The organism is Paraburkholderia sp. EG287B (genome assembly GCF_040965595.1).
Classification (GTDB): Bacteria; Pseudomonadota; Gammaproteobacteria; order Burkholderiales; family Burkholderiaceae; genus Paraburkholderia.
Genome location: NZ_JBFRCG010000017.1, coordinates 159,617 through 180,036, shown reverse-complemented (window position 1 = coordinate 180,036; position 20,420 = coordinate 159,617). Strand labels below are relative to the sequence as shown.

At 60.1% G+C, this 20,420-nt stretch carries 23 protein-coding genes and 1 pseudogene; 21 read left to right on the top strand and 3 right to left on the bottom strand.

Annotated features, from left to right (window positions below; genetic code table 11):
• The first annotated feature begins 29 nt into the window (after nucleotides 1–29).
• The 18 genes from AB4Y40_RS30010 (at nucleotide 30) to AB4Y40_RS29925 (ending at nucleotide 15,474) form a co-directional block, all read left to right on the top strand.
• Nucleotides 30–359, top strand: a complete 330-nt coding sequence (locus tag AB4Y40_RS30010; protein ID WP_368690932.1) for a capsid cement protein — start codon at nucleotides 30–32, stop codon at nucleotides 357–359.
• 1 nt (nucleotide 360) lies between these two features.
• Nucleotides 361–657, top strand: a complete 297-nt coding sequence (locus AB4Y40_RS30005) for a hypothetical protein (RefSeq protein WP_368690931.1) — start codon at nucleotides 361–363, stop codon at nucleotides 655–657.
• A complete protein-coding gene (locus AB4Y40_RS30000; RefSeq protein WP_368690930.1) occupies nucleotides 654–1,073 on the top strand; it encodes a hypothetical protein in 420 nt (139 codons plus the stop codon). Before AB4Y40_RS30005 ends, AB4Y40_RS30000 begins: the two co-directional genes overlap by 4 nt.
• A gap of 33 nt (nucleotides 1,074–1,106) precedes the next feature.
• Entirely contained in the window at nucleotides 1,107–2,039 is a 933-nt protein-coding gene (locus AB4Y40_RS29995) for a phage tail tube protein (RefSeq protein WP_368690929.1), read from the top strand.
• Between the two features lie 59 nt (nucleotides 2,040–2,098).
• On the top strand, nucleotides 2,099–2,437 hold the full coding sequence (locus AB4Y40_RS29990; RefSeq protein ID WP_368690928.1) for a hypothetical protein: 339 nt from the start codon (nucleotides 2,099–2,101) through the stop codon (nucleotides 2,435–2,437).
• Nucleotides 2,326–2,814 carry a DUF1799 domain-containing protein gene (locus AB4Y40_RS29985; protein WP_368690990.1) on the top strand — a complete coding sequence of 163 codons (489 nt, stop codon included), beginning with the start codon at nucleotides 2,326–2,328 and terminating at the stop codon, nucleotides 2,812–2,814. Before AB4Y40_RS29990 ends, AB4Y40_RS29985 begins: the two co-directional genes overlap by 112 nt.
• A 48-nt stretch (nucleotides 2,815–2,862) precedes the next feature.
• Nucleotides 2,863–5,682 (top strand): phage tail length tape measure family protein, encoded by a 2,820-nt coding sequence (locus AB4Y40_RS29980; RefSeq protein WP_368690927.1) that lies wholly within the window; start codon nucleotides 2,863–2,865, stop codon nucleotides 5,680–5,682.
• Nucleotides 5,682–6,176 carry a hypothetical protein gene (locus tag AB4Y40_RS29975; RefSeq protein WP_368690926.1) on the top strand — a complete coding sequence of 165 codons (495 nt, stop codon included), beginning with the start codon at nucleotides 5,682–5,684 and terminating at the stop codon, nucleotides 6,174–6,176. Before AB4Y40_RS29980 ends, AB4Y40_RS29975 begins: the two co-directional genes overlap by 1 nt.
• Nucleotides 6,177–6,716, top strand: a complete 540-nt coding sequence (locus AB4Y40_RS29970; protein ID WP_368690925.1) for a DUF1833 family protein — start codon at nucleotides 6,177–6,179, stop codon at nucleotides 6,714–6,716. It abuts the gene before it with no gap.
• On the top strand, nucleotides 6,713–7,126 hold the full coding sequence (locus AB4Y40_RS29965; RefSeq protein WP_368690924.1) for an NlpC/P60 family protein: 414 nt from the start codon (nucleotides 6,713–6,715) through the stop codon (nucleotides 7,124–7,126). Before AB4Y40_RS29970 ends, AB4Y40_RS29965 begins: the two co-directional genes overlap by 4 nt.
• 49 nt (nucleotides 7,127–7,175) lie before the next feature.
• Entirely contained in the window at nucleotides 7,176–10,235 is a 3,060-nt protein-coding gene (locus AB4Y40_RS29960) for a host specificity factor TipJ family phage tail protein (RefSeq protein ID WP_368690923.1), read from the top strand.
• Between the two features lie 14 nt (nucleotides 10,236–10,249).
• Nucleotides 10,250–12,748 carry a hypothetical protein gene (locus AB4Y40_RS29955; protein WP_368690922.1) on the top strand — a complete coding sequence of 833 codons (2,499 nt, stop codon included), beginning with the start codon at nucleotides 10,250–10,252 and terminating at the stop codon, nucleotides 12,746–12,748.
• A gap of 9 nt (nucleotides 12,749–12,757) precedes the next feature.
• A complete protein-coding gene (locus tag AB4Y40_RS29950; protein ID WP_368690921.1) occupies nucleotides 12,758–13,531 on the top strand; it encodes a hypothetical protein in 774 nt (257 codons plus the stop codon).
• A 14-nt stretch (nucleotides 13,532–13,545) separates the two neighbouring features.
• Nucleotides 13,546–13,839, top strand: coding sequence for a hypothetical protein (locus tag AB4Y40_RS29945; RefSeq protein WP_368690920.1), 294 nt, complete (start codon nucleotides 13,546–13,548; stop codon nucleotides 13,837–13,839).
• Between the two features lie 64 nt (nucleotides 13,840–13,903).
• Nucleotides 13,904–14,188: a holin gene (locus tag AB4Y40_RS29940; protein ID WP_368690919.1), complete on the top strand. Its 285-nt coding sequence runs from the start codon at nucleotides 13,904–13,906 to the stop codon at nucleotides 14,186–14,188.
• Nucleotides 14,185–14,430: a hypothetical protein gene (locus AB4Y40_RS29935; protein WP_368690918.1), complete on the top strand. Its 246-nt coding sequence runs from the start codon at nucleotides 14,185–14,187 to the stop codon at nucleotides 14,428–14,430. Before AB4Y40_RS29940 ends, AB4Y40_RS29935 begins: the two co-directional genes overlap by 4 nt.
• The gene (locus tag AB4Y40_RS29930) at nucleotides 14,423–14,920 is read left to right on the top strand and encodes a lysozyme (RefSeq protein ID WP_368690917.1); all 498 of its coding nucleotides are present in this window, start codon (nucleotides 14,423–14,425) and stop codon (nucleotides 14,918–14,920) included. The genes AB4Y40_RS29935 and AB4Y40_RS29930 overlap by 8 nt, the downstream gene beginning before the upstream one ends.
• Nucleotides 14,920–15,474 carry a lysis system i-spanin subunit Rz gene (locus AB4Y40_RS29925; protein ID WP_368690916.1) on the top strand — a complete coding sequence of 185 codons (555 nt, stop codon included), beginning with the start codon at nucleotides 14,920–14,922 and terminating at the stop codon, nucleotides 15,472–15,474. The genes AB4Y40_RS29930 and AB4Y40_RS29925 overlap by 1 nt, the downstream gene beginning before the upstream one ends.
• 205 nt (nucleotides 15,475–15,679) lie before the next feature.
• Here AB4Y40_RS29925 and AB4Y40_RS29920 read toward each other — a convergent pair whose 3' ends face one another.
• On the bottom strand, nucleotides 15,680–16,195 hold the full coding sequence (locus AB4Y40_RS29920; protein ID WP_368690915.1) for a hypothetical protein: 516 nt from the start codon (nucleotides 16,193–16,195) through the stop codon (nucleotides 15,680–15,682).
• 560 nt (nucleotides 16,196–16,755) lie between these two features.
• Between AB4Y40_RS29920 and AB4Y40_RS29915 the strand changes: the two genes are divergently transcribed.
• The 3 genes and pseudogenes from AB4Y40_RS29915 to AB4Y40_RS29905 form a co-directional block, all read left to right on the top strand.
• Complete coding sequence (locus AB4Y40_RS29915) at nucleotides 16,756–17,481, top strand: DNA adenine methylase (RefSeq protein ID WP_368690914.1); 726 nt, start codon at nucleotides 16,756–16,758, stop codon at nucleotides 17,479–17,481.
• An 80-nt stretch (nucleotides 17,482–17,561) separates the two neighbouring features.
• On the top strand, nucleotides 17,562–18,884 hold the full coding sequence (locus tag AB4Y40_RS29910) for an IS256 family transposase (protein ID WP_368690913.1): 1,323 nt from the start codon (nucleotides 17,562–17,564) through the stop codon (nucleotides 18,882–18,884).
• 66 nt (nucleotides 18,885–18,950) lie between these two features.
• Nucleotides 18,951–19,031, top strand: a pseudogene (locus tag AB4Y40_RS29905) (DNA adenine methylase); the annotation flags it as partial.
• A 97-nt stretch (nucleotides 19,032–19,128) separates the two neighbouring features.
• On the opposite strand, the gene AB4Y40_RS29900 reads toward AB4Y40_RS29905, so the two are convergent.
• Nucleotides 19,129–19,443 (bottom strand): hypothetical protein, encoded by a 315-nt coding sequence (locus tag AB4Y40_RS29900; protein ID WP_368690912.1) that lies wholly within the window; start codon nucleotides 19,441–19,443, stop codon nucleotides 19,129–19,131.
• A 138-nt stretch (nucleotides 19,444–19,581) separates the two neighbouring features.
• The gene (locus AB4Y40_RS29895; protein ID WP_368690911.1) at nucleotides 19,582–20,406 is read right to left on the bottom strand and encodes a hypothetical protein; all 825 of its coding nucleotides are present in this window, start codon (nucleotides 20,404–20,406) and stop codon (nucleotides 19,582–19,584) included.
• Between the last annotated feature and the right edge of the window lie 14 nt (nucleotides 20,407–20,420).

The window sequence follows — 20,420 nt, the reverse complement described above, 5'->3', positions numbered from 1 at the left end:
AAGCGAACCATTTCCGACAGGAACCCCATATGAACAACTTCATTCAGCACGGCAAGACCCTGACGGCGACGCTCGCCGCCGCTGTCATTTCCGGCCAGCCCGTGACGCTCGGCAATTCGAAGCTGCCGGCGGTCGCAAGTGGCGCGTACGCAGCGAACACGTCTGGCGAATACGCGATCGTCGGTGTCTTCGAGCTGCCGGCGGATGCGGCGGCGGCCGGGGCCGTAGGTGATGCAGCCTACCTGACCGCCGCCGGCACGATTGCAACCGTCGCCGAGGGCAACACTGCTTATGGTGTGCTCGCGGCGCCTGTGGTCGCGAACAGCGCCACAGCGCGAGTGCGACTGCCCGGAGCCTGACGTGTTCGATCCCGGCATATTCTGGGACGCCTTTGCCGCTGTCGGGATGCTCAAGACGGCATACGTCGACGGCGTGCCCGGCAGCGTGCAGGTCGGATTCGTTGCGCCCGATCATCTCGAGCTGGGCAATCAGACAACGGCCGCTGAGTACCAGATTGAATATCAGGCTCACGACCTTTCCGATCTTGCTCGCGGCTCGTTGCTGTCGATCGATGATGTCCGGTATCGCGTACTGCGGCCCCCACGCCGACAGCACGATGGCTTCTTCATGGTTGCCGATCTGGGAGTTGCGAAATGACGACGCGACGCGAGTCGTATGTTGAATCGCTCATGCAGGCGCTATCGGGCGATGCGCAGTTGCAGGCGCTCGGCGTGCAGGTCGAGCGCTCAGTATTTGAGGCGGTGAGCAGCAGCGAGCCACGCGTGCTTGTGGTTCATCGTGGTCGCGACGTGCCGACGACGGACATCGGCGTCACGACGCGCGAGTGCATTTTCAATCTGACCGCAGTCGTGCGCGACGCCGCACCCGATCGTGCCGCTGACGACATCTTCGAACTCGCGCATCCGATCGTTCTGGCGTTCGATGCGCCGGGTTTGATGGGCGTCGTCGAAGGGCCGACTGAAGAGCCTAGCGTCGCCGATGCGGAGGGCGGCATCGGCGTCGTGACTATCCAGTATCTGTTTCAGTACCAGACGCCGACCGAGGCCCTGTAGCGCTGGCGTCGTATACATTTAGAGGGAACCTCGATGGCGAAATCCACAAAGAAAACAGTCATTCTCGCGAAGCTGCAGGATGCTATCGGCACGCCAGCCGTGCCGACCGGTGCAGACGATGCGATGCTGGTGACGAATCCGAGCCATACGCCGCTTGCGGCGACGATGGTCAGCCGCGACCTTATCCGCCCGTTTTATGGCAACAATCAGCAACTGACGGCAGGCGTCCACACGGAACTGAGTTTCGATGTCGAGATCGCTGGCTCAGGTGCCGCCGGCATGGCACCGGCATGGGGCCGACTGCTCGTCGCCTGCTATTTCGCCGAAACCATTACGGCTGGCTCAGACGTGAAATATGCGCCAGTGAGCCTCAAGCCGGACACGCCGCTCACGATCTACTATCACCTCGACGGTCTGTTGCATCAGCTGACGGACGCTTACGGGACGGTCTCATTCGACATCACCTCGGCGGGGATTCCGAAGATGTCGTTCAAGTTCATGGGGACCTACAACCCCGTGACTGATTCGCCGCTCCCGGCGGGTGTGGACTTCTCGAAGTTCCTCACTCCCAGGATCGCGAATACGGCGAATACCACGTGGTCGATGTTCGGCTACAGCGGGCCGCTCCAGTCGTTGTCTCTGGATATTGCGAATTCGCTCAACTGGTTCCAGATGATCGGCGACGAGGGCGCCGAGGTCGACGATCGGGCGCCGACCGGCAAGATCGTCATGGAGCTTTCCAAAGTCTCCGACAAAGACTGGTGGACTGCTGCGCGGGATGCGACGCTTGGCGCGCTGACGATTCAGCAGGGGCAGGCAGCGGGAAACATCGTTCTGCTCGAGGCGCCGCAAGCGCAGATCAGCAACCTCTCGTACTCCGATCAAAACAACAAAGCGCTGCTCAATGGGGATCTTGGAGTCAACCCGCTCAACGGCAACGATGAGCTGATCATCACCGTAAAGTAACTTTGCTTGTTCATCACGTACGGGCCGCCAAAGCGCGGCCCGTTTTCATTGGGGTTTAAATGGCCTACGTACTCAGCAAATCGCCCACGCTTACTGCCAAGGTAGAAGTCACGGAGCCCGGCAATGCGCCGGATGGTGCGGTTGAAAATTTCACGTTTGTTGCCGTGTTTCGGCGGCTTGACAGCGACGAGCTTGACGCACTGTTGAAGTCCAATAAGCCCATCCGAACGGTCTTGGCTGACCTGCTTACCGGATGGTCCGATTTGCGTGACGCGACAGGCCAGGAATTGCCCTTCACGACCGAATACCGCGATTCGCTGCTGAAAATTCCGCATGCAGTTGTCGGACTCTGGGGGGCTTTCCTCGAGGCGCATTCGGGAGCCGCAAGAAAAAACTGATTGGGGCGGCGCGTAAGTGGGCAGGGGTCGCGCCTGACGACGGCGGGATCGACGATGGCGTCGCCTCCGCGTTAGCTGCCTTCGGTGCGCGTCAGGTTGATGTCGATTCTGCGCGCGAGCGTGCCAGGGAATCTGATTTCGAGGTCTATCCGGATAACTGGGAGACCGTTCAGGTTTTCCTCGCGCTCGGGACGCAGTGGCGCGCAATTGCTGTATCGACGATGGCGTCCGCGCGCGTTCTGCAGACCGGTATCGATTACGGCGCGATTGACCCTGTATTTCGCCTGCTTGGCGTCGCCAGAAAGCGCCGCGCGGCTGTCTTCGAGAAGTTGCGCGTTATGGAGGAGGCCGCGCTCGACGTGATGCACTCGTCCTGAATATAGATGAACGCGCACGCGCTGTGCGTCATACGTGAGAGAGGCCATATGGCTGCATCAAGTGGTTCCCTGGGCCAACTGGTCGTTCAGATCACGATGGACCCGTCCGCTTATAACGCCGGGGCGCGCGATATCAAATCAACCGCTTCAAGCGTCGGCACTTCACTCAAGCAATCCGGCGAGACTGGTGCGGCCGGCATGGACAAGATCGGTATTCATACTGCCGCCGCGCGCCGGGAACTCCTCGTGATGGCGCACGAGACGTTGACCGGCAGCTTCAAGAATCTCATTGGCTCTTCGATGGTTCTCGCCGAGGAGATGGATGCAGTGGAGGTGGTCACCAGCGCAGCGGGCCTTTCCATCGTCGGCCTCATCGGAACGATTGCCGCGTTTGCAGTCGCTGCGGTAAAGGGACACGCGGAGACCGAAAAATTCAACAATTCGCTGATCCTCACCGGGAACTATGCGGGTGTCACGGCAAGCAGCTTTCAGGCGCTCACGCAGTCGATTGCGTCGAGTACGGGATCGAGCGTCGGAACCGCGCGCGAGGGCCTTCAGGCGCTCGTATCCTCGGGACAGATCACGGGGCAGGCGCTTCAGATTCTCGGCGCCGACGTAGTGCGAATGCATGATCTGACCGGCAAGAGCCTCGATGATATTGCCGAGGACTACGCAAAAATGCCCGAGGGCGTTGCGAAGTGGGCCGAGCAGCACAACACGAGCATGCACTTCATCACGACGGCGCAGTACGAATACATTCGCGCGCTCGAGGATGCGGGGGACAAGCAGGGTGCCATTCTCGCGGTTGCAAAGGCGCTCGATGCACAGATCAGTGGACAGTCTTTGCAAAACCTCGGGTATCTCGAAAAGGCGTGGCGAGGTGTGGGGGCCGCGATTGGTGGCGTCTGGGAGTGGATGAAATCGCTTGGCCGGGCCGAAACGGCGGCCGAGAAGATCGCAGCTGCCACTGCGGAGGTGCAGCGCCTGCAAAACGCGCTCAACTCGCCGACCGGCAAGATGAACAGCGATCTGCTTACGCCGCAACTGAACGCAGCGCGCGCGCAACTTGATGCACTGAACCGCGACGCGCTGAAAGAGCAGGACGCTGCCACAACGAAGTCGCAAAACGACATAGACCAGGCGGCCGGCATCAAGGCGTCAGACTTCCTGAAGAAACTGCAGGACGAGGAGCGCGGCATCCATCGGGTTGACGATGCGCTCTCGGAGTACCGAAAGAACGTCGCCGCCTATAACAAGGCAAACCCAAACAACCAGATCTCCACTGCGCAGCAGGCGACCGACGAAGCGTATCTGCGCAAGCACTATGCCGATCAAGGCGGCGTATCGGCTGCGAACAAGGCGCGCAAGGATGAACTGGCAGCGGCATTGCAGACGACGAAAAACGGCCTTGATCTCATCAACGCGGCATACAAGGCGTCGGACGATCAACTGCAGGCGCTGCACAAAGCAACTTTGATTTCCGACCAGGCGTATTACGAGGCCGAGATCTCGCTTGCCGACGATACTGCGCAGCAACAGATTGCTGCCTATCAGCAGCAGAAGAAAACGCTTCAGGATGCCTACTGGAGGGCGCCGTCCGAGGAGCGTATCAAGATCACCCAGCAAATCGGCGAAGTCGACACGTCGATCGCCAAGGTGACACAGGAAAACGCAGCAAAGGTCGCCGTGCTGATCACCCAGCAAACGGAGGCTCAGCGCCAATACAAGAAGTCGATCGACGACGCGCACAACGCGCTCCTCGCGCAAGCTGGCGTATCGGAGACGAAGGCGCTCGCGGATTTCGACGAGAAGTATCGCGGCGCGAGTTTGCAGGCGGTGAGCACGGGCGATCTGTCGGGCGCTGCGTTTCTCGATCAGGATCGGCAACTCACGGCACTCTCGGCTCGATATAACGACATCGTCGCGCAGGCAAAGGCCGCGCAAACGAAGATCGACCTGGATCAGCAAACGGGCCTGGCTGGTTTGTTCGACGGATTCAGTCAGTTGCGTGACAACTCCGAGGAAACGGTCCAGTCGTTGCAGACCCTGTATGACCAGGTGAACCGGCTTTCGTGGTCGACAAACGACGAGGGCGTGTTGCGCAGCCTCGATCAGTTGCGCGACAAGATCCGGCAGTCAATGGTCGACAGCCAAGGCTATCTTCAGGACTTCACGGATGCTGGGAGGAGTGCATTCACTGGCATGTTCTCCGACATCGTCACGGGGACAAAAACGCCTGCGCAGGCGGTTGCGTCGATGGTGTCGAGTATGCTGGCTTCGTTTGCGCAGATTTTTGCGAACAAGGCGTATAGCAGCCTCGCAAACAGCATTCTTGGATTCCTTTCGCCGAGCACGCTCACGGGCAGCGCCGGATATAGCTTCACCATGCCGGCCAGCATATCTGGGTCTGGGGCTTTGTTCGGTGTAGGCGCAGGGCTTGGCTTTGCGACCGGTGGTTCCGTATGGGGAGCTGGCTCCGGCACGAGCGACAGCATCAACGCGCGCCTCTCCAACGGGGAATTTGTGGTTAAGGAGAGCGTGGCATCGCGTCCGGGCATGCGTGGCTTTCTGACGGCCCTGAATGGAGGCGGTGCGATCAGCGGATCGAATCGCTTTGCTGATGGTGGGTCGGTCGAAGGGAATTCCACCTCGGCGTCATCGCCGCAGGTAGAGGTGAACATTCACAACGCTCCGGCCGGCACGCAGACGACTCAGTCGAAAACCGCGAGCGGTGGACTGCGCCTCGACGTGCTGCTGCCCGCGATCGATCAGCACATTGCCGCCGGCATTCAGTCGGGTCGCGGCACAACCGCAAAGGCGATGCAACGGCAATACGGTTTGAACCGTACCGTGGGAGGGACCAGCTAATGGCAGATATTGCAGTATGGCCTGACACGTTGCCGCAGCCGCGAGCGGATGGCTACGGAGTCCAGCCGAAGGCGGTTTATGCCGCCACAGACATGGATTCCGGGCGCAGTCGCACCAGGCGCCGTTTCACGCAAACCCCGAGCACCATCTCGGTGAAGTGGCGATTCACGTGGACGCAGTTTGCGGTTTTCGAGGCCTTTTTGAAGTACGAGATTAACCTCGGCGCCGCACCGTTTTCTGTCGGACTATTGAACGGCATGGGTGTCACTGCGGTGCACGCCCAATTCTTCGAAGATCCGCCTTATCAGTCGTCAATCAGCGATTCGCGCACGTGGTTTGACGTGACTGCCAATCTGAAGGTTAAGTCGATGCCGGTACTCGGCTACGACTATTACGTCGTGTTGCGCAAATACAGCGAGCAGGAAGTCTTCGGGGCCGGGGACCGTCTCCATCGGCTTATTCACTCGGACCTTACGGGTCCATTGAGGTGGTAAATGGCGACGCTCTCTCAAGCGCTCGCGGAGATTTACGCGAGCAATCCGCAGGACGACTATGTCCTCAATACGCTGGAAATTCGCCATCCTACATTCATCGACGATGCCGGCAATCCAGCGCCGATTCGCGTGGTGGCTGATCACGAGCCGATACGGGCGAAGCTCGAGGCGGACGCCCCTTTGAATGCTGGTGACTCTGTCCAGTTTGAAGCCATGGCGTTCAACTTCAAGTTGCCGTCGATGGAAGAGGGACAAGCGCCGCAACTCGATGTAACGCTCGATGGGGTTAGTCGCGAAGTGGTGTCCCGCCTTGAAAACGCGGTCGGGCAAACGGAGCAGATCGAAGTGACCTATCGGCGCTTTCGTGCCGCAGACCCGGCAGCAGGTCCCCAGGACGTGGAGCCGCTAACGCTGTATGCATCGAGCGCCAAAGCAACTTTGACGCAGGTGACGACGAGCGCAACGCTTACAGACATCCATAACAAGGCGTTTCCGTCGCGTATCTATACCACGACTGATTTTCCGGGGCTGAATCGATGACGTCCGATGAGGTCAACGCATACATCAATCGTCCATGGGTGGGCGGTGGACGCGGCCCCGACAGTTTCGATTGTTGGGGCCTTCTTGCATGGGTGCAGAGAGAGCACTTCGGTATTCATCTGCCCGAGCGTGTCACCGATCCTGCGGGGATGCGCGCGATCTACCACGATGAGCTGGAGTCTGGTCGTTGGCGCATCGTGTCGAGCCCGGTGCACGGCTGTGGCGTGCTGCTGCGTGCCGGTGATCGGCCGCATGTCGGTATTTATCTGCAAATCGATGGTGGCGGGGTGCTTCACGCCATGGAAGGGGTGGGTGTGATCTACACCTCGCGACATCAACTCAAGGTAATGGGGTATCCGCGTGCTACTTGGTACGAGTTCCTACCGCGCGACAGTCATTCACGCGCGTAACCCGCTTTGCTCCTCGCTTGCTCGACGGATCGTACACCTCGAGCGGCCAATGACGGTGCGGGATTGGCTCGCCGCAGCGTCCGTTGACGCTTCGTGGAGCACGGTCTGCGTGAATGGCGATTACTGGCTGCGCGGAGATTGGGACCGCGAAATTCCCCACGGAGCGCTTGTCCATGTCGAAGCCCGCGCCGGCCATGGTGGAGGCTCGAATCCGCTTGCAATCATCCTGCAAGTTGCCGTGCTTGCCGCTGCGGTGTTTGTGCCTGGGGCTGGCTGGGGTTTGGCGTTGACAGGATGGCAGGCCGCCGCCGCAGGAATGGCAATATCGATTGGCGGTTCGCTGCTAGTCAATGCAATCGTGCCGGCGGTAAGCGCGAGTTCAAGCGTGACTGGCACTACGACCAGTCCCACCTATTCGTTACAGTCGAGCGGTAACAGCGCGCGGTTGCTCGATTCGATGCCGGCTGCCTATGGTCGCATGAAGCTGACGCCGGATCTCGCCTCGCAGCCCTACACGGAGTATTCCGACAACGATCAGTACCTGTACGAGCTGTTTTGCATCACACAGGGCGAACTCGCGATCGAGTCCATCCTGATCGGCGATACGCCCATTGCGAATTTCAGCGAGATCGACTATGAGATTGTTGGGCCGAATCAGGCTGTCACGCTCTTTCCCGACAATGTCGTCACAAGCGCCGAGGTCGGGGGTATCGAGTTGCAGGCTCCGAATGACAGTGGTGATTGGGTTGGGCCGTTTACGGCGAATCCGGCGGGCACGAAGGCTAACTTCATCGGAATCGACCTCACGCTGCCGTCAGGGCTGTTCTACGCGAATGACAACGGTTCCCTCGGTTCTCTTGCGCTGACCTATGAGGTGCAGGCCCGGCAGATTGATGACGCCGGTAATGCAACGAGCGGCTGGATCGGACTCGATGCGCGCGAGCTGAAGATGGCAACGTCTCAGCCGCAGCAGATGAGCTATCGCTATCCGGTGACGGCCGCTCGTTACGAGGTGCGGGCACGCCGCACGACAAACCTTAATACGGATAGTCGCGCACAGAATCGGGTGCAGTGGGCAGGCATGCGTGCATACCTTCCGAGCGAACGTTATTACGGCGATTGCACCTTGTTAGCCCTTCGTGCACGCGCGACCAATAACCTGAATTCATCGACGGCGCACCAGGTCTATGTTATCGGCACGCGAAAGCTGCCTGTGTGGAACGGGACTTCGTGGAGCGATCCGCAGCCGACCCGATCGATCGCATGGGCATTCGCGGATGCGTGTCGAAACACGACCTACGGTGGGGGGCTCGCGGACAAGCGCGTTGATCTGGAGACGCTGCTCGAACTCGACGCCATCTGGTCGGCGCGTGGCGACCAGTTCAATGGAGTGTTCGACACCAAAGGGACTTTTTGGGATGCGCTCACGACGATCGCGGCAGCCGGGCGTGCGGTGCCGATGTATTTCGCGAGTGTGGTCAGCATCGTGCGCGACGAGCTGAAGACTGCGCGAACGATCGTATTTACCCCTGACAACAGTATCCCAAGTTCGTTCGCTGTGAGCTATGCGTTCTATGCGGCGGATACACCGGACCACGTTGTGATCCAGTACCTGGACGAACAAACGTGGGGATGGCAGGAGGTGGCATGTATTCCCACAGGGTCTCCTGCACTTGTTCCCAGCACGATCAAGATGGTCGGCGTTACCAACCGAACTCAGGCGTGGAGAGAGGGGATCTACAAAGCATATGCCAATCGCGATCAGCGCAAGCAGATCACGCTCTCGACCGAGTTGGAGGGCTTTATTCCGCGATTCGGCGATTTGGTCGGTATCTCTCATGACCTGCCGCAATGGGGGATTTCCGGCACGGTAGACGGGCAGGACGGCAGCATGGTGATGGTCGACCAGCAACTCGAGTGGACCGAGGGGGCGCAGCACTATGTCTATTTCATCTGGCCGGATGGTTCGCCTACGGGTGCGCTAAGGGTTTCGAAGCCGGATAGCGGGGACGATATGAGCATGGCGCTCGTCGACGCGCTGCCGGCCGGTTTTGTTTTCAGCGACGGCTTCTCGTATGAGGCGACACGCTTTTGCTTCGGGCCGGGCATCGATCGAGCCATGCTCGATGTCCGCGTGATTTCGATCGTTCCGGGCGACAACGGGCAGGTCGATCTCACGTTCGTCAACGCAGCCGACAGCCCCCACCTCGCGGAAACGCAGCAGTCACCGCCGGGACCAGTCTCGCCGTCGTCTCTGCCCGGCATCATTCATGCGCCGATCGTCACGGAGATTGCCGTCGACTGGAAGATCGTGCCCGGCAATGTGACGATCACAGCCGCCCCTGCGGCTGGCGCCGCGCTGTACGAATTCCAGTCAAGCGCGAACGGCGGTGTCTCGTGGGCAAAGCTCGGCGCCTCGACGGGCAATACGTTAAGCGTACCGATTGCGGTGGGTGACTGGATGTTTCGCGTGCGAGCGTACGGTGCGAGCGGCCTGGGAGGCCCGTACGCGACGTGGACAGGCTCGGTAACGGAATTTGTGTATCCGCCTGCAGCGCCTTCGCTCTCCCTGCGCGACCCCTTCACGGGCGACCAGTTGTCGATCGAAATCCAGCGTCTGCAGGACGTCGATTTTTACGACATCGATGTCATGGTCGGCGGCGCCGTGAAATACAGCGCTGAGATCACGGCGCAAAACTTCACCTGGACGCTTGAGCAGGCGCAGCAGTATGGCGCAGTCGCGGATACGTTCGATGTACGTGTCACAGCGGGCAACGTGGCGGGCATGGGTACGCCTGCAACGATCACCGTCAAGAGCACGCCGCCTGCTGTGCCGACAGTGACGGTTACGCCTGGCGTCGGAGGATTGGCGACGCTCTCCATGTCGAGTATTGGGGCAGTCAAGGCGACAGGCTTTGTAGTGCGGCAAGGTGGCGACACAGTGTTTGACGGGGCTGGCCCGACGTGCCAGGTGACTGCCGGCAATTCGTATGACGTGACGGCATACAACGCGTGGCATAGCGAGTCCGCGGCCCGTACGGTCGACGTCTCGGTAAGCGATGGCGAGTCGTCTGGGTCGGATAACTCCGGCCCCGGTGGCGGGACGTAACAAAGCAACTTTGCATGCGCGAGGCCGCCCGGATTATTTCCGGCGCGGCCTTTTTTCATGCCTGGAGAAAATCAGATATGGCACTTACACCAGTGCAGGAAATCGATCGGCTCGCCGTAGACTGTGAGCTGCTCCATGACATCGTTCACGGTCCCGCAACAGGGGCCGGCAGCACGGTGCAGACAGAGGGAGGTCAGGTTGTAACGGTCGCAAAGCTCCTGAATGACCAGAGCGACGAGATCGATGCGGCGGCGGGGGCTGTGCCGGTTGTGACTCAACTCGCCGCCAATGCGCAGGTGAGTGCAAACCAGGCGGCTACGCAAGCGGGTGTCGGCGCAGCAGCGAATCGCATTTATGCGTCGACGGCGGCAGGCATAGCGGCGACGACCGATCAGCAGTATTTCTACGTGCCGTCGACGAACGCGGCCGGCTCTTACGACGTATGGCAGAACCAGGCAGGGGCGGCTGTCAGTGCAGGCATTACGCTGCCAAGCCTTGTGGCAGTGCAGGCCCATTCGCAGGCGATCACGAACCTCAATGCACGCACGGCAACGTTGCGATTCGTCCCCCTGACGCAGTACTACGACGTCATCTGGGGTGCGTGCATCGACGGCGCGTACACGGTATGGCTCGATAGTGCGGGGACGTTTCACTCGACCCACACGCACGCGGAGTTCTCGCAGTTCGCCACCTTGCGCGAGTATGTGCCGAAGGTGATGCCGCTAACGCAGGGAAGCGCTCTTGATTACGGTGTGACGATCGACGGCACGCTGAAAATCTGGGTGGACTCAAGTGGTGTATTCCATTCGACGCACACGCATACGGAGTTCGGCCAGTTCGCGATGTTGCGGGATCTTGCGCCGAAAGTAGTCCCGCTCGCGAAGGGGCAAGACTACGCGTACGGGGTCGTGGTCGATGGCGCGTATCTGACGTGGATCGATAGCGTCGGCGTATTTCACTCTACACACACACATCCTGAGATAGCGCCGTTGCAGGCGGCCGTTGCGGGGATTCAGACTCAACTCGAGTCGGGAGCATTGGGAGGCAATGCCTCCGGCTATCTGGTCGAGCAGGTAGCGAAGGTGAACGGCGGCACGACAGAGCAGCAGATCATGGTGCTCGACGGGCAGTCGCAGTATCGGCAGCTGACGCTTGATGGATACAACTGGCGAGCACCGGTCGTTCACCACAATACGGCGGTGCGCTGCATCACCGACCATGAGTTCGTAGGGGGCAACGACGCGGTGACGATCCTGCCGACCGGTGAGATCGTGCCCGAGTCGGGCGTTGTAGCGCACACTGCGGTGTACGGTCAGTCGCTCGCGCTCGGCGCACGGGGCTTTGTGACTTACACGTGGGACGCGGTGAATCAGGTATTTACCGCCGCGACCGTGTTCTCGAATGTTCCCTCGCCGCACGGATGGTACTGCCTAGCGTTCGGCGACGGGACGGTCGGCAACCCGCGAACGGGCAACTATTTCACGAAGTTCGGCGTGCTGCAGGAAGCCTGGAGCGGCGTTGTGGGCGAGACGGTTTGCTCGGGCTTTGCGAATGCGCGCAACAACAGGCTTCTCTCAAAGTGGGGCTTCCGTCAGCGCATCCTCGCGACGTCGACGGGCCTGGGGGCAACGCCGTATTCGGGGCTGAAGAAAGGCACAGCGCCTTACGCGAGTCTGATCGCCTCGGTAACAGGCGGCAAGGCCACCGCGGCTGGTAAGGGCTGGAAGTACTACGTGCCGACGCTCTACATCATTCATGGTGAGAGCGAGACCGGGAACATTGCGGATACGACGTACGAAGGCTATCTGCAGGAGTGGATCTCGGATTTCTCGGCTGACATCATGCCGATCACGGGGCAGCGTCAACCACCGGTGATGATCCTTTCGCAGATGAACCGGCAGAAGGTAGCGAACGAAGGCGTGACGCTTGGCCAGCTGCTCGCGCACGACAACAGCGCCAACATCATCCTGATCGGCCCAAAGTACCAGCACCTGTATTACGACGACGCGCACATGCTCGCGGAGGGCTATGTCAAGCAGGGTGAGTACGGCGAGCGAACGTCGAGGCACTGGCTTGCGGGCCGCAAGTGGCAACCGCTCAAGCCAGTGTCGATCGTGGGCGCCGGTAGCACCGTGTCGATTCAGTTCAACAACACGCTCGTGAGCGGGGATACCGTCGCTGGTCCGGTCGGTGTGCTCGCATTCGATACGACCGTGGTGACGAACCCCGGCAACTACGGGTTCGAATATTCAGATGGAGCCGGCACCACTATCACGAACGTTGTGCTCGGCGGCGATGGCACGAGCGTCGTGCTCACCTTGTCAGCGAACTACGTGATAGGTGCGACCGTGCAGTACGCAATGCAAAGTGCGCTCAACCTGAACACGATGCCGAGCGGGCAAAACACCGGGTCACGTGGATGCCTGCGCGATACGGATACGCGTGACCAATCGCAGTACGACAACACGAATCTCTACAACTGGTGCGTTGCCTTCCGTAAGGCGCTTTCATAAGGGAAAAACATGAACCGTCGTCAAATAATTCAGATCGGCAACGCATTGCCGCCGGGCGTTACGGCCGAGCAATTCGCGCTCGCGCAACTGGCTTCCATCGTGGCATGGCCTGTGGTCGCCAAGTGGGGGGTAAGTGCGGCCGCGACCGGGTTTCAGGATCGCCTCGAGCGCGGTGCGGTGCGAATGGCAAATGGGCAGACGGCAGTGGCCGGCCGTTTCTTCGATACGTCAGACGGTACTGGCACCGGCTATTCCATCCAGGGTGTCCCGATGGCTCTCGTTCTGCCGACGTTCGATACGTCCGGTGACTTTACGGTTGGCGTTCGCTTCGCACCGGGTGCGCTCACGATCGCGGGCGGCACATGGGGTGGCTTTGCGCTTGGCAGCTACACGTCGGCAAACAACGCCTGGCGCCTAGAGAACGATGATTCGGGGCGTTTCCGCATGGGAGCACCGGGTGGCTTGCAGACGAACTATGCGGACTATGCGGGTCCTGTGGTAACGGCCAGTCAGATGATGTACGCGGTCCTGCGATTCTTCCGCGCATCCGGGAAGCTCAACATGCGTATCAACGGCGTATACGAACAGAATTTGCAGAACAATGCATTGGTCGCTGCGACGTTTGCCACCGAGCTCGCGTTCGGGCTTTACTGGGACTTCTCGACGTCGACGACGAAGTACCGACCGACCCAGCTGGTGAAGGCGGTAGCAGCCAATGCCGCGCTGACGGGAGACGATCTGACCGCGCTTGAGAATTACCTCAAATCGGCAACTGTTGAGTAAGGGAGGAATCCGAAATGAAAGTACGAGTCGACATCCTGTCGCTTTGCACGGGCGACGTCACCGCGAGTTCGCTGCGGGCATCCCTGCTGGATGCGAATGGCGTTTCCGTTGCGGCCGCCGACGCCACGGCCCCGTCCGCCGAGTTCGATGGCGTCGCAGCTGGTGCATACACCGCCCAAGTTGTGCGCCGCTCTGATACCGGCGACAACGTTGGTGAGGCGTTGAACTACGGCTTCGCGATAAGCGCCGATTCCATGAGCCAGACGTTTTACGGCGCCGGCATCAACGTCACGGTCATCCCGACGTAGCGGGGACGCCGCCACACAACAACAGGCCGCCTCCGGGCGGCTTTTATTTGTCCTGGAGGACTGGATGCAAGAGCCTGACAAGACTCTTTTGGAGTTGATCTTTGTGGGCGCATTGATAGGAGTCGCAAAGTTACTTGTGAGCAGTGAGCAATTGACCTTTCGAGTGGTCGCGGGCCGGGCGTTGCTGGGTTCCGCCACGTCGATGGTTGCTGGTGTCGCACTGCTTCAGATTCCGGATCTGCCGCCACTCGCGCTACTCGGCATCGGCAGCGCGCTTGGGATCGTCGGGTCGCAGTACATCGAAATTCTGCTCCGTCGCAAGACGAAAGCGATTCTTGGAAAGGAGTGACGATTTTGAGGCTGAAATTGATTGAGGACTGGCGCCAGAGTCACAAGCTCTCGTCGGTGCGTACGTCGGCGGCCCTGTCCATTGTCTTTGGTGCTGGTCCTGCACTGTTCGATGCGTGGAGGCAGATACCGGATGAACTGAAGGCTGCGCTCCCGCATGGCTGGGCGCGATGGGTTGCTGTTGCCGGCTTCCTTTTGGTACTTGGTTCGCGCGTAACGCGGGTGGAGAAGGCTGATGGCTAATGTGCAGAAGAAAACGCTGGTGGGGGTTGTGGGGGCTGCTACGGCAGCCCTTTTGCTTTCCACGGTGCCGAAACTAGAGGGCGAGGTGCTGCGCGGTTATCTCGATCCTGTAGGCATTCCGACGAAGTGCGTTGGGGATACGCATGACGTTGTCGTCGGCAAGGTCTACAGCGCGGCCGAGTGTCGCGAGTCGCTAGAGACGCAGCTCATCGTGCACGCCGAGCCGGTGCTGAAGTGTACGCCCGGCCTGAAGGGGCGAACGTATCAACTCGGGGCAGCGGTGAGCTTTGCCTACAACGTCGGCACAGGGGCCTACTGCGGTAGCACGACGGCGCGGCGTTTCAATGCAGGCGACTATCGCGGCGCGTGCAAGGCGATGAACGAGTCCGACTCGGGAAAGGCGCAGTGGGTGACATCGGGCGGTCGGGTCCTTCCCGGCCTGGTAAAACGCCGCGCGCTGGAGCGCGCGATCTGTGAGCGAGGCTTGTGATGTGGAAGATGCTTCTGCCGTATGCGCTCGTGGCTTTGCTGGCCGGAGGGGCCGGGTTCAGCTGCGAGCATTTGATCGCGCGCGGTGAACTCGCGAAAGTACAGGCCGCGCACTCGAAAGACAACGAGCAGCATGCCAACGATCTGTTGGCCATTTCGAAGGCGGCGCTCGATGCCGAAAATCGTGCGCTGGACGCGCACGCCCAGGCGGCCAGTGATGTGGCCGCGATCGATGTTCAATTGACAACGGAGCGACTGGCCCATGAAGCCGACAATGAAAAGAATCGCGCTGCTATTGCTGACGGCACTCGCCGGCTGCGCATCGCAGTGTCCAACTTCACTGCAGCCGGTACCGACGAAGCCGGTGCCGGCACCGGCACCGGCGGCGTGGGCCATGGTTCCAGTGGCTACGCCGAGCTATCACCAGCGTGGGGAGCGGCTCTTTTCGGAATCCTCGATGACGCCGACAGCGATGCCCGCGCAAAGGCCGATTACCTCCAGCAGTACGTCTGCGCACTCCAGCGACGCGGACTGATCGAGGGAGAGTGCTCGTAGGAGGAGCGACGCGACACCCAAAAAGAAGCCGCACCGTCTCGCGGACGGTGCGGCAAAAAGAGCCGGTGGGCACTATCCGAGGGCTCAGACCCACCAGCTGAGAGAACTGCGAAGCATACCCGACGGTTCGTGACAGCCAGTTGACCGCAGAGGGAGTTCAATGTCCTGTCCGAACCAGGCTGGTTGCTAAGCTGGGTGACGGGCGTCACTCCTTGCTGGCGTTCGGGGCGGCCTGGAGATTTTTCGCCGCCGCAATCGTTGGCCCCGGTGCAGGTGCGGAAGTGGCGGCGACCGGCTGTTGTGCGCTGTCCGTTTTCGCGGGCGGTTCGATGATGGTTGTTAGTCCCATGCTGACGGTAATCAGCGCTGGATAGTCGTAGGCTGCGCCAGTGCTCATATCGACGCCTGCGCCGATCAAGCCGCCAAAGAGGATGTTTCCGAATGCCATGCCCTTGGTGCTTGACTTCACGGTCGCGATACCGGGATCAACGCCATCCTTCTCGCACTTGATGGAAAGCTCGCCATACGCGCGATGGACGGTGACCGTACCTGGTGTCTTGACGAACCACGTTCCCTTGTCGTTTCCGAGCTTGCAAGCAGCGCCGGTGATTTCGTCGCTACCCTTAACCGTTTGTATCGAAACGACCTGGTTCGTGCCGTTGACGATTGAGGCGCAACCGGTCAGTGCGGCGGCGCATCCTAATACCCCAAGTAGTTTCATGTCCTAACGATCCCCTCTGGTTGTGCGTTCGTTACATTAGGTAACAATCGGGAGGGGATGGTAGCAATTAGCTCTTCGCTAGCGGAGCATGAAATGCGGGTAACACATCCGATGTCGGATATGCGGAAGCTTTTGTCGCGTTCGCGCTATGAATGTGCGGTGGGTGCGGCGCGGAGTAGGCATAAAAAATACCGCACCGTCTCCGCAGACGGTGCGGCAGCTAAATCGTGGGCCGAGGCCACCGCGCCCACGAGGACCGAGTTTCAGGCTAGCACGCCGTCAGGAAGATTCGCCCTCGGTAGCTGATGCTGACAAGTGTTTGTCCAGTTCGGACCAGGTGTTGTCTGGTCAGGCCGGGGCAGGTGGGCGGCATGCCCACAACGTGTGATCCAACAGATCCGAAAGACCAAGCAGTCTTTGAAGACAGGGCGACCGGGGGAATGTTGCAGCATTCGTCCCGGTCACCTTTCCACTGACGCATCCAGTGAATCAGCCAAGGCCCTGAAAACCCTCCGGAGGGCGGGCCGAATTCTAACAAATATCCAACAAAGGCAATCACTATGGCTCAACCCATCATCCCGTGGATCGGCGGTAAGCGCCGCCTTGCCGATCACCTTATCCCCAGGTTTCCCGCGCACGAATGCTATGTCGAAGTGTTCGCGGGCGGTGCGGCGCTGTACTTCATGCGGCCACCGGCACGTGTCGAGGTGATAAATGACGTGAATGGGGATCTTGTGAACCTCTACCGCGTTGTGCAGCATCACCTCGAGGAGTTTGTTCGGCAATTCAAGTGGGCGCTCTCAAGCCGGCAGGTGTTCGAGTGGCTCAAGCAAACGGCTCCGGAAACACTCACCGACATCCAGCGGGCCGCGCGCTTCTACTACCTTCAGCAAAATTGCTTTGGCGGTAAGGTCGAAGGGCAGACGTTCGGAACCGCAACTACTGCTCCACCGGGGCTCAACCTCCTGCGGCTTGAGGAGAACCTCTCTGCGGCTCACCTGAGGCTCGCAAGCACGTACATTGAGCATCTAGACTGGCGAGCGTGCATAGATCGCTATGACAGGCCGCATACGCTCTTCTATCTCGACCCGCCGTACTGGCAGACCGAGGGGTATGGCGTGCCGTTTCCATTCTGCGAATACGAGGCGATGGCCGCGCGACTCCAGGCGTTGAAGGGAAAAGCAATCGTGAGTTTGAATGATCACCCGGACATCCGGCGCGCATTCGACGGCTTCCATATCGAAACGGTCGATATTTGCTACAGGCAATGTCCCAGGCGTAGTTGAAGGTTGAAGGCGGCGGTTTCCCGTGGGAATCCAGGAGAATCGGGTTTCCACGACCACCCCCCCGGAAGGAAAACCGCCAAATGAAGCGTACCAAGAAGAAGCCCCATAGCGCCAGCGCGCCGTTGAACATCGTCACCAAGCAGAACGAAGACCGGCTGCGGACCTGCTTCGCCGAGAACAGTCAGCTCCTGCTGCCAATGCTCGATCTGCTCCAAAACACTCGTGCGAGCATCGACGAACTGATGCACGAGGCCGGCCGTGGCCTGGTCGAGCAGTTGCTGGTGATTTCCGCGACCGAGATCGCGGGCGAGAAACATCCGGGCCGCAAAGGCGGCGAGATTCGCTGGCACGGCTCGCAGCAAGGCCAGATCGTGATGGGCGAGCGCAAATTGAGCGTCAAGCGCCCGCGCCTGCGGCAGCGCGACGGCGGCGAAGTGCCGGTTCCGGCCTACGAGCAAATGAACGAGAATGCGCGGCTGGGCGAGCGCATGCACGAGATCATGGTGACGGGCGTCTCGACGCGCAACTATGGCAAAGTCCTGCCCGAGATGGCTGGCACCGTGGGCATCTCGAAAAGCAGCGTCTCGCGTGAGTTCGTCAAGGCCAGCGAAAAAGCGCTCGCCGAGCTCAAGGCACGGCGTCTCGACGACAAGGACTTTCTGGCGATCTACATCGACGGCATTATCGTTGACTCGCGGCACGTCATTGCCGCCATCGGCGTGGACAGCACTGGCGAAAAGCACCTCCTGGGCCTCACGAGCGGTTCCAGCGAGAACGCCCAGGTCGTCAAGGATCTGCTGCGCGGGCTGATCGAGCGTGGTCTGTCCACGGAGCATGAATACCTGTTCGTGATCGACGGCTCCAAGGCGCTGCGCTCGGCCATTGAGGAGTTCTTCGGCGAGCGTGCACACGTACAGCGCTGCCGCGTGCACAAGCAACGCAATGTCCTTGAACGTCTGCCGAAAGAGTGCGTTTCGCAAACCGCGGCGATCATGAAAGCGGCCTACAAGCTGCCGGCCAAGGAAGGCATGGCCAAGCTCAAGACGCACGCGGCGTGGCTCAAGACCGAACATCCGGATGCCTCGGCTGCGCTGCTTGAGGGCCTGGAGGAGACATTCACGGTGAACGAACTCGGGCTCACGCCTGCGCTCATGCGCGGCCTGTCGACGACCAACATCATCGAGAATCCGAACGGCGCGGTGCGCCGTGTTGCAGGCCGTGTGAAGCGCTATCGCGATGCCGACATGGTCTTGCGCTGGACCGCGGCAGGTTTCCTCGAAGCGGAGAAGCACTTCCGCAAGATCCTCGGCGTGAAGGAGCTTTGGGTGCTGGCCACTGCCTTGCAGCGTCCCAATGCGAAACCGACTGAAAAACCCGTTGACCACGAACCGAAGGCCGCCTAATCTATGCCGCACCCGCCGTCCCAACCTTCAACTGCCTTTGGGACATTGCCTTGCTACACAGTCGGCGGTGGAGGGCGTGAAGCAGCGCGCAAGGAGGTAATTATTTTCAGCTGGGATGATGCGGCTCAGCCGGCCGGGCTCTTTTAAAAAAAGGCCGCTGCGCATGGGGAGGGCAGCGGCCTGAGTAAAATCGGGGCGTCCATGTTCCATAACGTCTCGTGGGCGTGCTGCTCATCCGACGGTCCTAGTCCTCTCGATCGTAAAGGTCATAACCCCGCGCTCGGCGGTCTACCAGTTTGTCAACCACCGCTTGTTGCCGCGCGGTCGGCGGGTCAGTCAGACAGGGTTCTGCGTCGAGGTCGCGGGTGAAGCACTCCCAGATCGAGCTGGGCACGCCATGGCTGCCGGTCGGCCCCATGAATTGTCGCACCTGATTTGCCCGCGAGACTGTGGCGCGGAGGCGATGGATTTCCCAAAGCAGTTCACGCACTACCGACGTTGGGTTCTCGTCGTAAATTTCGGCGAGGCGCTGAGCGGTTAGCGGCGCGCGGTGAGGCATGGCGGCTCCTGCAAAATACTGTGTAAACGTACAGTATTTGACCTGTCCGGTCTAGCGCGGGAGGCGGGAGGAATTCAGCGCGAGTGCTACAGCAGAGTGCGACGCCTGCTTTCAACGTTTGTGGCTCGCGACCGGTGCTCAGGGCCCTGGTGTATTTCCGGTCGTGCCGCCTTGCGTTGCACTTGTTGCTTGGGGAAGGAGGGCCGCCGTCTGATTCGGCTGCGTCCCTTGGATGTTTTGCCGGCTGATGTATGTGACCGTGAAGTTCTTCACTTCCTCGAACTTGAGGCAGAAGAGCCCCACCGGTAGGCTAACGGGATCCTTTCCGACAGCACTTGTAATATCCCACACGGAACGGAGCGTATCCGTGAGAAATAACGTATCTAACTGTTTTGTTTCCTTGTCAAACGTATATTCGTTAAGTAAGCCCGTATATAGCACTGCCGTGCCAGAGACATCCACTAGAAAATCCACCAAGACCACCTGATTCTGCGCTGCTGGTCCGCTCGCTGAAAGAACGTAGTGCCAATGCGGTTTAAACCGGAGAGAAGGGAATTTCCGGTCGAGCTGCAGTCGATCTTGCAATCGGTAGAGACCGTAGCCGACAGCGAAGGATAGTACCGCCGCGAAGAGGAAGTACGCTGCCTCGCATCCCAGGCTATTCTCAATAATGTTCTGAGCCTTCTGGTATGCGGGGGCCTTCGTGTCGGACGACACGAGATCGAAAAAAGTTGAGGCTCCAATCTGCGCGTGCAAGCCGTTCGGGAGCACCGCAACCACCAAGGCGCCAATAAGATGAATGATTGCCGCCGCTGCGAGGGCCAGTCCGGCGTTGCTGCTTATCGAGCCGAAAACAAGGGGGACATCGTCGTCGCTGAAGATCCGGCCCGTCAGCCCGAGGATGAACAATGCACCAGGGAGGTAAAAAAGAATCAGCAGGAAGGCCTGGAACGCGATATTCACGGTCGCCTCCAGGC